This window comes from Chryseobacterium sp. L12 (assembly GCF_056133985.1).
The window spans coordinates 103,229-117,142 of sequence record NZ_JBVYOF010000002.1; the positions used below are offsets into that span (position 1 = coordinate 103,229).

Consider the following 13,914-nt stretch of genomic DNA (forward strand, 5'->3'; position numbering starts at 1 on the left):
GTTGCGAGCTTCGGAACGAATTTTTTTCTGTTAAAGATAATATTTCTTGCGAAAAATAAACGTGAATTTACTACCAAATTCGCAATTGCGCCAAACGCCTGTTGTAGGCAGTATCAATTTATATTTCAATTTTTGTTTTTTCAATTGAAAGTGTAAAATTATTTAGTTCGAGGATTTTTATATTGTAGTATACATTACGTTCAAGTGAGATATTTCCTTTTTTACTAATTCTATTTTCGATTCCAATTTGTTCAATTTTATTATTGTAATTTTTCTTTAGTTCAGTTAATAGTAATACAAAATACTTTAACTTTTGAAAATCGTTTTCTGAAATTTGAGTCGATTGTTTAAAAAGAAATGAAATATTTTTATCATTTTCATAAATTTCAGAAAAATATAAATTATTAAAAAAATATGGTCCTAATATGATTTTAGAAATTGTTTCTTTTTTTATTTCAATTTTTCTAGAGTCAGTTTTGAAAATATCTTGTTTGTCAGAAACGTTTTGGTTTATTATTTTATCTCTTAATTTTGGTGTTAAGAAATCTAATTTATTTGTTGTATGACCTAGTTTATTTTTATTTATTAAAATTCTCCATTCTTTTTCATACTTCCAATCTTTCCATTTAGTTGAAATATAATACAATGTTGGTTCCATCATACTTAATTCGTTATTTTCGAATTTCAAATATTTTGAAAAGTCGATTGTATGCAATTTCTTTTTATAGTTTATTGGAAATATATAACAGTTTGTAACTTCTTGTTTGAGTTTCTCTAATAAAACATCTATATCTAATTCTAATACAAAGCCGTCATCATATGAATAGTGTGCCCACATTAAATTACTAGTACAGTTTTCAGTTAAAGATAAAACACCAGTATTAAAAGAATTTAAAAATGAAAGCATTAATTTGATATCTTCAAAGCCTATATTTTTCGATTCTTGATATAATTTCGATAGTTCTTCATTCGAAAATTGGTCAATAAAATCTTTATTACTAATTCCTAAATGTTGGTAAATTCCTTGTAGAATAAGTGAAAAGTATTTTTGTTCTAGATTTTTTAAATCCCATAAAATCATACTACCGTCAATAATATCATTTAGCTGATTCGGATGAGAAAAATATAAATATGGATTTTCTTTTCCTGTCAAAACATTAACTGAATTCGAACTCAATGAATAATGTTTATACATTTTTTTAGGATAATTCTGATTTGTATAATCGTTCAGATTTATTGGAGGAATGTTTTTATTCATTGTTTTTTGCAGTTTTTTGGGAGATATTGCCTACAACGTTTACATTGACGCATTGCGTCAAACTATCAATAAACTCTGGTATTGACGAAATGCGTCAATCCAAATTATCAATTCTCAAATATAAAAAAACAATTCAATAAAAAATTGTGGTTTTCCGTAATTAATTTTAATTTCAAACTTCTTTTTTGATGTTTTAGAGTTAATGATGTAAAGGAATAAATGATGATTCCTTAATCCTGATGTTTTTTATCAGAACAAAAAAAGAGCAGTAATACATGCTTACCACTCTTTTGAACAAGATAAAATAAAATCTATTTACCGCCGCCTCCGTTTTTCTCGACATCGGTTTTGGAGTTTTCCTTAACTTTCTGGTTTCCAAATCTTTTCACAAAAGATAAAGAAAATCCGTACCAGTCTGATCTTACAGAATTTCTGAAAGTTCCTGTCTGGCTGAATGTTGTTACATCAAAATTGGGTCTCTGAAAAATATTCATCAGCTGAAGACTGATTTCCATCTGTGTTTTAGGGAAAATTTTAGTTGCTGAAATATTATGGAAAACATTGGTGAGATTGGCGTAAGAGTTTCCGTTGTTCTGATTAGAAACTTCTACCCATGCACTCAGATTGATATTTTGGTTGAATAAATTGGTATATGAAACATTGGCAGAACTGCTCCAGAAGCTGATGTAGTCTCTTGCTCTGAGGTCATTTCTCTGGTTAAAATCACTGTTGTCAATATAATTCCAGCCAAATCCTACATTTACATTAAGCTTGTTTTTGAAGAATGTCTGGTTGGTATTGGCATTGATAAAGTATTTATGCACTTTTCCATTAAAATTTTGTGGCTGTGCAATAGTTTTATCAAATTCCGGAGTTGCTCCTTTTTCGGAAACATAGGCAGTCCAGTAATCCTGATTGGTAAATGAATATCTTGCAGAAAGGAAATACTTTTTGAGAATCCCAAATTTCATATAAAGTCTGTCACTCGGATTAGGATTAAGATTCAGGTTGCCACGGTAATAAATTCCGTCATTATTCGGAATAAGAAAAGGATTAAATTCCGAATACCAAGGTCTCCAAAGGTATCTGTTGTACGTTAAACTCAAATCGTAGTTTTTGGAAAAAGAATACTTCAGCAACAAGTTGGGTAATAACGTTCCGTACGATTCTTTTCTTTTTGCTCCTGAAATATCCTGACCTACAGAATAGTCAATATGTTCATAGCGCAATCCGACTCTGGTTTCTAATTTTTCAAAAAAAGTTTTACTGAAATTTGCATAAAGAGAATTGATGTTATCTTTATAACGGAAGATGTCGTAAGTCGGCAGGTTGCTCAGGTTATTCCCGTAAAGCTGATAAGGAATGACATTATTATTAAAATCCATTTTACCTCCTACTTCCATATTTCCTCCGGATTTTCCCAAAGGCTGTGTGTAATCTACTTTAATATAGTAATTTCTTGACTGCTGTTCAGACAATATTCCTATTTCGTTGGCTTCAGTAAGAGCAGAAGATGTTTTGATGAATAAATTGTCTTCATTGGAACCATCATAGTTTGACCCTATATTAACGTCCAGAATTTTATTCTTTTCTTTATCGTAATATTTGTAGAAGAAGTTTGTTCCTAAAGTTTTATTCAATACGGATGCGTTTTGGCTTTGACTGTATGAGCTGTTGAATGTTCCATCCAAAAATCTTGTTCCATCTGCCTGAGAATAGCTGTTTCTGTTACCTTGATACGCTTCAAGGATTATTCCAACAGAGTTTTTATCATTAAGTTCGTATTCCGATGTAGAAGAAAGCGATGGATTTTTGCCTTTAAAAATATTTTCGGAGTCAATTTGTGTGACGTCATTATTTTCGTACAGAGTATTGATGATAGAGTTTTTCTGAACGAAAGTATTATCACTGTAGCTTCCGATTAAAGTCTGTGTGAATTTATTTTTATGGTAATTCAGGTTAAAATTGGTGTATTGCGAGTTCTTGGTATTCTGACGGTTGTTGAAGGTTACACTTCCTTTAATTCCTTCGTCATCACGTTTTTTTAGAACAATATTGATCACAGATCCCGATGTTTCATATCTTGATGACGGACTTGTAATGACCTCAATTTTCATTAAATTATCAGCAGGGATGGTCTGCAGATAATCTTTCAGTTCCTTTCCTGTAAAAACAGATTTTCTGTCGTTGATGTAAACAGTAACCTGTTCGCCTTCAGCTTTCAGAGCATCATTATTGTCAACGCTTACTAATGGAGTCATTCTCAATACATCCCAAGTAGTATTTCCAGCCAGTATAGAGCTGTTGGCAACGTTGAAAACTGTACGGTCTACTTTAGATTCTACGGTGGGTTTGCGTGCGGTAAAAGTTACAGCTTCAATTTCTTTTTCTTTAGTTTTTACCGTATCGGTTTTTGCCTGAGCAAAAGTAAAGATACCTGCCAATAGTGCAATAGGTACGAAAATGTTTCTCATGAAAACTTAATTTTATAAATAAGACACTTTAAAGGGAATATTTGTTACATGAAAACACTCATAAAATTTTGTTAAATTTTTATTGTTAACCAAAAAGCGTGTGGTATGTATTCGTTTTTCAGATAGATATTGATTTTAATTCAAATATTAATGATAAATTTTAAAATAATAATTCACTATTGCGAATTGTTAAACATATTGCGTTTTTCGTATGACATAAATCATATAATCATAATATTTATGATAATTAATATGTATTAAATATCAATTTCTATATTTTTACGATTCCTAGAAAACTATTGTGTGATGATAAAGTCTCTCTCAGCCCTTATTGGGCTAAGCATATCTATGTGCGTCTATTCTCAAAAACCGGTTTCAACAATTTATTCTGACTTCGGCGGCTTTTGGCAAAGTACTACTTCTCCGGCTATTCCCAATAACAATCATAATCTACTGGCATTCACTTGGGATGCTGATGGAAGCGGAACGGTTTATTCACCGATTACTTACAGTACCGGTGTAAATGATGCAGTTCTTAATACGAATGGAGTAGCTTTTCAGGCCGGAACTTTCATCTCTTTGCCAATTTATAATATTCCTAATCCGGGAAGCAACACTTTTATAGGAGTGGGACAAGCATTGGGCGGGAATGGCAACGTTTCTCCAGTTCCGGTAAACAATAATCTTGTGGAATATCTATCTGACGGATTGAATGGATTAGGACTCGGAACTGCCATTTTTAATATTCCTCAGGGTTCAAGCATCAGTTTAAATACAATGGGCATTGTACCGTCGTCAATAGGTGACGGCATACCAGATCTTATTTTTACACAAATGGGGGAACCTTCCGGCGCTAATGATACTTTTTATTTTACAGATGCAAATAATAATATCATTGGAAATACGTATTCTGTGGCATTTAATAGCGTACCCGTAATAGGTAACGCCTGCTGGAAGTTTTATAATGCCAATACAACTCCTCCGTCTTATAATTCAAGTATTTCAAGTAACTGTACCCGTGCGATAAGAGTTTTGGCAGCTGACTGGTCAGAATTTGGTATTACGAGTGCTAATTATTCTCAGGCGATAAAATTGGTACAGACTTTTTCCGGTACTTCAGATCTTGCTTTTATTGGAGCTTATAACGAAGATTCTATCACCTTTGCGGCGAGTATCAACGGTTCTGTTTATAATGATAATAATGCTGGGGTTCCTGATGGAAATGCTTATCAGGGTGCAACGGTGAGATTGTTTAATAATGGTACTGAAATCAGGTCAACGGTTACTGATGTCAACGGATTTTATTATTTTGATAACATCAATACCAATACTTATCAGGGACCTTATGCAGTAACGCTTACTGTACCTTCAGGATTTGCTGTTGTAGGGAATAAAAGTGGTACAACCAGTAATAGTCTTAATGTTAATCTTACCAATAGCTCCTCCAGCGGAAATAATTTTGGAATCAATCGGCCACCGGTGGCTGTAAATGATAATTATTCTGTGCCAAAAAATACGCCGAAAACCTTTAATATTCTTGCGAATGATTATGATTTTAATTCAGGCTTATTAGTCGCTTCGACTATTAATTTAGTACCGCCTTCCGGAGCTTCATCAGTCGTAAGTCAGAGTGGTGCTGTAAAAAGTTTTTCTGTGTCAGGACAAGGATCCTGGAGCGTGGATAATAGTGGTTTATTAACTTTTACGCCAGAAAATAATTTCTTCAATAATGCTTCTGTTGTAAACTATACAGTGAAAGATAATGCGGGACTTACCAGTAATATTGCTTCAATTAATATTGCTGTTGATTACTGTTTCAAACCTGGAATTGGCGGTACTCCTGATGCTTATACAAATGTGGGTATTTCTACACTTTCTCAGAGATACAGAAACTGGCCTGAAGGTCCGGGACTGAATCAGGGCGGAGTTCCTAATGGTTTTTTAGCATTAAATTCTACCAACAAAGGAATGGTCATAACCCGGGTAGCAAATACTGGACTGATTAGCCAGCCTCAAAAAGGAATGATTCTCTACGATATTTCTGCTCAATGTGTGAAACTTTATGATGGTAATACATGGAAGTGTATCAAACGAAGCTGTAATGATTAATACTTTTAAAATTTTTATGATGATTAAATATATTCTTTCTCTATTAGTTGCAGGATTGGCAAACGCACAGGTAGCAATAGGTAAAGCTGAAGTGTCGGGAAGCAGTTCTATTCTGGAATTTGCCGGAAATGTTACGAATACCACAAATTCTCGCGGAATAATTCTTCCTGCAGTAAATTCTTCACCTGTTTTTCCGGTGGTTTCACCTTCTACCAATAATCCTCAGAACGGCACATTTATTTTTGACAAACAATCAAGAAAAGTCAGAATGTTTGAAAATGGAAGTTGGATAGATTTGTCTGATGAAGGAAATTCTGGCAGTATTATTCCTGTTGCTGGGTCAGAGGCAGGATCTGGTGTGATTATCGGTGCTCAGAATACTACTGCGCAAGGCGTTCTGGTACTTGAGTCGGCAGACAAAGCGCTTTTATTGCCCCATATCAGCAATCCGCATCTTACAGTAAAAAGTCCATATCCAGGAATGATGTGTTATGATATTGTAAGTAATTCTCTGGCCGTCTATGATGGCATCAACTGGAATTTTTGGAAATAAACTAAAAATTCATTTCAAGGTTATTGATTATCATTAAAATAAAAACCCAGCCGAAGCTGGGTAAAAACTAATAACCATGAAAACTCAAATTAAACATGAGAATCGCTATAGTAATAACAATTTGTGTGCCAAAAAACCAGTGATTTTTTCATAATAAATGTTATAATTTGTTAAAATATTTTAAAGTTTTAAACTGATACTTATTTTACGTTAGCCAGTTATAATAAAGGTTTTCTTTTATTAATATTTTAATTTAATTATGCCGAAATCATAGCAGGTTTCTTTAATAAAGAAAATAACAAAACCGGAAATTTTTCTTTCATTATTTTTTGTACTTTTGCGCCATTAAAAAACATTTATTTATGTCAAATATTACGTTTACAATGATTAAGCCTGATGCAGTTGCAGATGGTCATATTGGTGCTATTTTAGGGAAAATCGCTGAAGGCGGATTCAAAATTAAAGCATTAAAACTTACGCAGTTAACTGTAGCAGATGCAAAAAAATTCTATGAAGTGCATGCCGAAAGACCTTTCTATGGTGAATTGGTTGATTTTATGAGTTCAGGGCCAATCGTTGCGGCTGTTTTAGAAAAAGAGAATGCTGTTGAAGATTTCAGAACATTAATTGGTTCTACAAATCCTGCAGAAGCTGCAGAAGGTACCATCAGAAAAATGTTTGCAAGAAGTATAGGAGAAAATGCTGTTCACGGTTCAGATTCTGATGAAAATGCACTTATTGAAGCTCAGTTTCACTTTTCAGGCAGAGAAATTTTCTAAGGAAAGATTAATTTTTACATACTACATAAATCCGGAATTTTTTTTCGGATTTTTTATTTTAACCTGAGTTCGGGATAAATTTTCTTAAACGCAATGTTAAAAAGAGAGATTCAATTATTAGGAATTCAGTTTTAAATACACAAAGGCACTTCGGCTACGCTCAGTATAAACTTTAACTTATCAAAGTAATACCATTTTGTCTTTTTTCCAATAAACGAAGTGCCATTGTTTAGGTTAAAACTTTCGCGGTTGTTTTAAATTGTCAAACTGCTTGTATGTGACAATATGTCATCACAAAAATACCGTGTTTTTACGGATAGTTTTCAATATCAAATTTGCGCATCTTTACGAAGTAAAAACAAATAAAAGCTAAGCATCAATTTTCAAAAACTAATAACCATATAATTCTCTTTTATTTGTGAGAAAAGACAGTTTTTTTAAGCTGTCTTTTTCTTTTGCCATAGTTTTTGGGTTAAACAACTGCTCCTGAAAAGGTGTTTTTCCTTATGATATAGTTTTGATTTTGAGTCAACTTTGTCTCATTAATTTTAAAATAAAAAATCATGAAAAATTGGAAACACATTCCGGCAAAAATGTCCTTAGTTAAAAATTTAATTTTATCATTAAGCATATCTGTAGCTGCAATTTCGGTAAGCTGCAGTAAAGATGATGAAGCCGAACAGCCTGTACCAGTAGTTTACGCAGAAGAAAATCCTTTGGCGAAATATTATGAGAATACAGGATTTACGACATCTTCAGATTTTATTAATGCAGGAGATTACGAATTCGGACTCGCTTTTACACCGAAAGTGAAGGGTAAAATCAACGCCTTGGTTGCAAAACTTCCTGCGGCAAACTCAAGTCTGAGGGTCACTATCTGGGATTATGCCACTAAGACAGTAATAAGATCTGAAACAGTGAATGTAGGATCTGCTAATACGGAGATTGTAAAAAGTATTCCTGAACTGGTTTTGGAAAAAGATAAAATGTATCTTATATCAATGAATTCAAATGATTGGTATAAAAGAAATAAACCAGACAATTCTAATACGGTATATCCTGTAACTGCCGGAAATATTGTTTTTTCTGAATACAGATGGGTTTCAGGTACAGCACAAAACTGGCCTACCAATGTATCTTCTAATTACAATGCAGGAGATTTAAGCTTTAAATTCCAGCAAATTGATTAACCAATCATTCTTATATATTAACAAAAAGGCTGTTTCAACATTGAAACAGCCTTTTTAAGTCATAAAATCTTATTAAACTTTCAGCAGTTCAATAGTCCGTTCCGGAGATTCTGCAGAGAAAACTGCATTTCCGGCAACCAAAACATCTGCTCCTGCATCAAATAATCTTGAGGCATTGTCCAGATTAACTCCGCCGTCAATTTCAATCAACGCTGTGGAATTGTTGCTGAGAATTAAATCCTTAGTTTCAGCGATTTTTTTGTAGGTGTTTTCAATAAACTTTTGTCCGCCAAATCCAGGATTGACACTCATCAGCAATACAAGATCTACATCTGCAATAATATCTTCCAGCATAAGAACAGGCGTAGAAGGATTCAGTACGACTCCTGCTTTCACCCCTTTGCTCTGAATATGGTGGATGGTTCGGTGAAGGTGGGTGCATGCTTCATAATGTACTGAGATAAGATCTGCTCCGTGATCAATAAATTCATCAATATATTTTTCTGGTTCTACAATCATCAGATGGACATCTACAAACTTACTGGCATGCTTCTGCACAGTTTTCATAACCGGAAATCCAAAGGAAATATTCGGAACAAATCTGCCATCCATTACATCTATGTGAAACCAGTCTGCCTGAGAATTGTTCAGCATTTCGATATCTGTTTGCAGATTCCCGAAGTCTGCGGATAAAAGGGAAGGAGCAATAAGCTTCGTTTTCATTTTTACTTTTTATACTTTACTTTTATTTCTTTTTCAAACTGATTAACTAAGATAAATTAAACAGTTTCGATTTACTTTTTACTTGTTGCTTTTTACTTATTAATGGTATTTCAGCTTCATTTCCGGTGTGATTTTCAGAATCGTTTCATAAATCAGCTGAATAACATTTCCCACATCTTCTTTCGCAACCATTTCTACTGTTGTGTGCATATAGCGCAAAGGTAAGGAAATCAGCGCACTCGGCACACCGCCGTTAGAATGAGCAAATGCATCAGTATCTGTTCCGGTTGCTCTGCTTGCAGCGGCTCTTTGAAAAGGAATTTCTTTTTCTTTTGCAGTTTCGATGATCAGTTCCCTTATCTTATGATGTACACTTGGCGCAAAAAATACTACAGGACCATTTCCACATTTTTGATCTCCTTCTTTTTTCTTCTCAATCATTGGAGTAGTTGTGTCATGGGTTACATCAGTAACAATAGCAATATTGGGCTTGATGGTATCTGCAATCATATCAGCTCCGTAAAGACCTACTTCTTCCTGCACAGAGTTGGTAATATATAATCCGAATGGAATTGTTTTTTTATTTTCTTTTAGCAGTCTTGCTACTTCTGCGATCATAAATCCGCCGATTCTGTTATCCAAAGCGCGGCATACAAAATACCGGTCATTCATTTCAAAAAACTCATCGGGATAGGTAATCATACATCCTACAAAAATTCCCAGATCTTCTACTTCCTGTTTTGATGTAGCTCCGCAGTCAATAAATATATTTTCAATTTTAGGAGTAGGTTCGTTCTGGTTGGTACTTCTGGTGTGTATAGCAGGCCAGCCAAAAACTCCTTTTACAATTCCTTTTTCTCCGTGAATATGCACAACTTTTGATGGTGCAATAGTCTGATCAGAGCCACCGTTTCTGATAACATATATCAATCCGTCATCTGTAATATAGTTTACATACCACGAGATTTCATCGGCGTGAGCCTCAATCACAACTTTAAATTCTGCTTCAGGATTGATGATTCCGTAGCAGGTTCCGTAATGATCAACTTCAATTTTATCTACAAAAGGAGTGATGTATTCCATCCATATTTTTTGTCCTTCATGCTCATAGCCTGTTGGTGATGAGGTGTTTAAGTATTTTTCAAGGAATTTGATTGATTTCTTTTCAAATTTCATATAAAAGGAATGATTTTTGTTGTTAAAATTTGCTATTAATACCTGTAAAAATAATGAAATTTCATAAAATTGCCCTCCTTTTTCTGATCTTTTTGGGAGTGCATATATTTGGGCAGCGAGATTCTGTAATTACTAAGTCATTGGATCAATATCCCCAAGACCTGCTTCAGAAGGATGAATTTGGGAATCTGTATTATTACGATGAAAGGCAGAAAGCAAAAATCTACGAAATCAACGGTGAAACGGTGGTGGTAATGGATGAGCTTACGCTTTTAAACAAACCCAGATTCAATAATCAGTTAGATAAAAATTATTATTTCTTTCTTAATAAAAAACTGTACAGAGTATATCCTCTTTTTTTAACAGCATTGCAGCAGTACCGCGATATTAAAGTGGAAATGGATGATATGAATACTTCAGCAAGACGTAAATATGTAAAAGACAGGCAGAATATGCTTGCTGATCAGTATGAAAAGCAGTTAAGAGATCTAACCACAACAGAAGGTCAGGTTTTTGCAAAGCTAATGAACCGTGCTACCGGTAAAAATGTTTTTGAGATTATAAAGGAACTTCGTGGAGGATGGAGTGCTTTCTGGTGGAATCTGAAAGGTAAAATGGCAGATATTGATTTGAAAGATCAATACAATCCTCACAGAAACCGAACTGATGAATATCTGGAGTCTTTGTTGCAATCTAACTGGAACTCGGGTTATTTGGAACCCTATCCTGGAGCAAAAGATTTTAGAGTTTCAAAATAAAGCGTTTAATGAAAAAGATACTTATTGTTTACCTTATCACCTTTGTAGCAGGCTCTTTATTTTCCCAGCAGCTAGGAAGAGGGGATAAGAATTCTGAAGTTGATAAGAATGATTGTATCACTTTCATAGATGAAGAAAAAATCAAAAGTAAGGTTGGATCTGACCGAAGATTGATTGGCTTTATTCCCGGGACTTTAGGCAGGGATAAAAAGAACAGACCTCCGCTGAATTGTGAGACAAGTCACGGAAAATTACAATTTTCTACATTGTAAATAAAAATGGTGTTGTAATTTATGCGAGAAGAGAAGACGGTCTGGAAGATGTGTGCGTAGTTTCTTCGGTTGTCGGCTGGGTTCAGAAATACGTAAAAGCAGAGAGATTCTCAGACTTGTCTTATGGCAGATATACTATTGATATTTAAATCGTTCTTTTAGTTTGTCAAAAACTATTCTGTCAACCGGAAGTGTGAAAGGATTTTCTTCCTGATCAATAGGAATCCATTCTGTTTTTTCGATGCACGGATCCAAAATAATAAAGTCTTCTTCGTTAATGATGTTGACAAGATAATACACTGTGATCAGCTGTTCATTATCCCTGAATCTCGAAACCAGAAAATCTTCCTGAGTATAAAGATGTTCAGCAATTTCTATGTTTACATTCAGTTCTTCCTCAAATTCTCTTTTAAGACATTCCGTCAAGCCTTCGCCGTATTCCAGTCCGCCGCCGGGAAATTTCATTAAAGGCTGTCCAGCATATTCTTCAAAAAGGGTCAGAACTTTCATGTCCTTTACAACGCATGCATACACTCTTACATTAAAGCTGTTGATCATAATAATAATTTGTAGAGCTAAAATAAGGAAAAATATTTTGAAACATATACTGAAAGCTGAAAGTAAATGTTATACTATAAACCTAATAAAAGAATGTCTGGGTTATAAATTTTCGGCTCTTTATTATATTTTAACAGCGTTAATCATCTCTCTTTTTCCTGGAGGTCCCTGTTTTTTTTCTACTTTAAAATTAAGCTCTTCCAAAATTCTTCTCACGGTGCCTTTTGATGAATAAGTGGTAAGCAACCCGTTTGAATCCATTTTCTCTGAAACCATTTCAAATAAAGGTTTTTCCCACAAATCAGGCTGTACTCTTGCTCCGAAACAGTCAAAATAGACCAGGTTAATTTTTGGTAAATCAATATTTCTGAGATCAAAGAAGTCACATTGAATCTTTTTCAGGTAGAAACCTTTAATAATTTCTATTGAATTTTCCCATTCGCAGGTATGAATTTTATGATAAATATTTTTTAATTCAGGATTATCAAATAATTCAAAATAGGCAAGATCCTTAATTTCCGATTCATTTATGGGATATTTTTCAAGGGAATAATAATTGATGATATGATTTTTGTCAGTTTTTAAATATTCATTAATTGTTACTAAAACATTCAAACCTGTTCCAAAACCGAGTTCTAAAATGTTAATTTCATAATCATAAATTAAATTCAATCCATTTTTAATAAACACGTGTTCTGCTTCCTGCAATGCTCCGTGGTGAGAATGGTAGTTTTCATTTAATTCGTTGATAAATAGGGTTTTACTGCCGTCTTTTGTGGTTTTTATTTCTCTGTTCAAGGTATTTTTTTTTCAAATTTAACCTAAAATTTTTATATTTAAAAAATTATGTTAAATTTGTAGAACATCATAAAAATTTTAAGAAATGATAATTCAAAAAACTGAAAACTCCAGAATTTCTGCTTTCGATCCTAATAATTTTTCTTTTGGTAATACTTTCATCGATCATATGGTGATCTGTGAGTACGAAAACGGAAAATGGGGCGAGGTAAAACTGGTTCCATACGGTCCTTTGCAATTCACACCGGCAATGATGGGAGTAAATTACGGACAGGCATGCTTTGAAGGAATGAAAGCCTACAAAGACAAAGACGGACAGGTTTTCCTTTTCAGGCCTGAGAAGAATTTTGAACGTATCAATAAATCTGCAAAGCGTCTTGCAATGCCAGAAGTAACTGAAGAAATGTTTCTTGAAGGATTAAAAGCATTGGTAGATATGGATAGAGACTGGATTCCTCAGGGTGAAGGAATGTCTTTATATATAAGACCTTTGATCTTCGCTACCGAAGAAGCTCTGAAAGCAAGAGTTGCCAATAAATATATGTTTGCTATCGTAGCTACACCGGCAAAAATGTACTATACGGAGCCTGTTTCTGTAAAAATTTCAGATCATTATTCAAGAGCAGCTAACGGAGGAGTAGGATCTGCGAAAGCGGCAGGAAATTATGCAGCAGCATTTTATCCTACACAATTAGCCATCGAAGAAGGTTACGAGCAGATTATCTGGACAGATGATGCAACACACGAGTATTTTGAAGAAAGCGGAACTATGAATGTTTTCGTAAGAATTAATGATACTATTTTTACGCCGCCTACTTCAGAAAAAATTCTTGACGGTGTAACAAGAGACAGCTTTATTCAGCTTGCGAAAAAGAGAGGAATAGAAGTGAAGATAGAACCTGTAAAAGTAAAAGACGTAATAGAAGCTCAGAAAAACGGAACTTTAAAAGAAGTGTGGGGAGTTGGGACCGCTGTAGTTACCACTGTTTTCCAGGCATTGGGTTATAATGGAGAAAAACTTGAACTTCCTAGACTTTCGGATGAAGAAAGTTATGCAGTAACACTTAAAAATGATCTTGTAAACTTGCAGACTAATCTTTCAGAAGACCCTTTCGGATGGAGAGTATTGGTAGATCATGCTATGGAAACTGTATAATCTCTAATAAAATATTGATTGAAGCCGGATTTTTCCGGCTTTTTTTATTGAAGCAATGCTGTTTTGGATTGTAATTTGTTTTAAACTCCAGTATTTTTCCAAAGAGAATA

Annotated in this window: 13 protein-coding genes; 7 read left to right on the forward strand and 6 right to left on the reverse strand. The window is 33.9% G+C overall.

What is annotated here, in order from left to right; all coding sequences use genetic code 11:
• Positions 1-118 precede the first annotated feature (118 nt).
• The gene (locus tag AC0NBN_RS03090) at positions 119-1,258 is read right to left on the reverse strand and encodes a DUF2971 domain-containing protein (RefSeq protein WP_160811576.1); all 1,140 of its coding nucleotides are present in this window, start codon (positions 1,256-1,258) and stop codon (positions 119-121) included.
• Between the two features lie 311 nt (positions 1,259-1,569).
• Entirely contained in the window at positions 1,570-3,732 is a 2,163-nt protein-coding gene (locus tag AC0NBN_RS03095) for an outer membrane beta-barrel protein (RefSeq protein WP_160811577.1), read from the reverse strand.
• Positions 3,733-4,038: 306 nt separating this feature from the next.
• Here AC0NBN_RS03095 and AC0NBN_RS03100 point away from each other — a divergent pair, with 306 nt between their 5' ends.
• The 4 genes from AC0NBN_RS03100 (at position 4,039) to AC0NBN_RS03115 (ending at position 8,363) form a co-directional block, all read left to right on the forward strand.
• A complete protein-coding gene (locus AC0NBN_RS03100) occupies positions 4,039-5,841 on the forward strand; it encodes an Ig-like domain-containing protein (protein ID WP_160811578.1) in 1,803 nt (600 codons plus the stop codon).
• A complete protein-coding gene (locus AC0NBN_RS03105) occupies positions 5,795-6,394 on the forward strand; it encodes a hypothetical protein (protein WP_474466973.1) in 600 nt (199 codons plus the stop codon). Before AC0NBN_RS03100 ends, AC0NBN_RS03105 begins: the two co-directional genes overlap by 47 nt.
• A gap of 362 nt (positions 6,395-6,756) precedes the next feature.
• On the forward strand, positions 6,757-7,173 hold the full coding sequence (locus tag AC0NBN_RS03110) for a nucleoside-diphosphate kinase (protein WP_089741181.1): 417 nt from the start codon (positions 6,757-6,759) through the stop codon (positions 7,171-7,173).
• A 563-nt stretch (positions 7,174-7,736) separates the two neighbouring features.
• Positions 7,737-8,363, forward strand: coding sequence for a DUF4082 domain-containing protein (locus AC0NBN_RS03115; RefSeq protein WP_143883680.1), 627 nt, complete (start codon positions 7,737-7,739; stop codon positions 8,361-8,363).
• A 72-nt stretch (positions 8,364-8,435) separates the two neighbouring features.
• On the opposite strand, the gene rpe is transcribed toward AC0NBN_RS03115, so the two are convergent.
• Positions 8,436-9,086, reverse strand: a complete 651-nt coding sequence (gene rpe, locus AC0NBN_RS03120) for a ribulose-phosphate 3-epimerase (RefSeq protein ID WP_160811579.1) — start codon at positions 9,084-9,086, stop codon at positions 8,436-8,438.
• A gap of 99 nt (positions 9,087-9,185) precedes the next feature.
• Positions 9,186-10,262, reverse strand: a complete 1,077-nt coding sequence (gene chrP, locus AC0NBN_RS03125; RefSeq protein ID WP_160811580.1) for a chryseobasin maturation metalloprotease ChrP — start codon at positions 10,260-10,262, stop codon at positions 9,186-9,188.
• 53 nt (positions 10,263-10,315) lie between these two features.
• On the opposite strand from chrP, the gene AC0NBN_RS03130 reads away from it, so the two are divergent.
• Both AC0NBN_RS03130 and AC0NBN_RS03135 read left to right on the forward strand, forming a co-directional pair.
• Positions 10,316-11,020, forward strand: coding sequence for a DUF4294 domain-containing protein (locus tag AC0NBN_RS03130; protein ID WP_143883683.1), 705 nt, complete (start codon positions 10,316-10,318; stop codon positions 11,018-11,020).
• Positions 11,021-11,028: 8 nt separating this feature from the next.
• The gene (locus tag AC0NBN_RS03135; RefSeq protein WP_160811581.1) at positions 11,029-11,292 is read left to right on the forward strand and encodes a hypothetical protein; all 264 of its coding nucleotides are present in this window, start codon (positions 11,029-11,031) and stop codon (positions 11,290-11,292) included.
• A 135-nt stretch (positions 11,293-11,427) separates the two neighbouring features.
• Here the strand turns inward: AC0NBN_RS03135 and AC0NBN_RS03140 are convergent, their stop codons facing one another.
• Together AC0NBN_RS03140 and mnmC2 are read right to left on the reverse strand one after the other, a co-directional pair.
• Complete coding sequence (locus AC0NBN_RS03140; protein ID WP_160811582.1) at positions 11,428-11,850, reverse strand: NUDIX hydrolase; 423 nt, start codon at positions 11,848-11,850, stop codon at positions 11,428-11,430.
• A 123-nt stretch (positions 11,851-11,973) separates the two neighbouring features.
• Positions 11,974-12,648 (reverse strand): tRNA (5-methylaminomethyl-2-thiouridine)(34)-methyltransferase MnmC2, encoded by a 675-nt coding sequence (mnmC2, locus tag AC0NBN_RS03145; RefSeq protein ID WP_160811583.1) that lies wholly within the window; start codon positions 12,646-12,648, stop codon positions 11,974-11,976.
• Between the two features lie 85 nt (positions 12,649-12,733).
• Between mnmC2 and AC0NBN_RS03150 the strand changes: the two genes are divergently transcribed.
• A complete protein-coding gene (locus AC0NBN_RS03150; protein WP_160811584.1) occupies positions 12,734-13,804 on the forward strand; it encodes a branched-chain amino acid aminotransferase in 1,071 nt (356 codons plus the stop codon).
• The last annotated feature ends 110 nt before the right edge of the window (positions 13,805-13,914 follow it).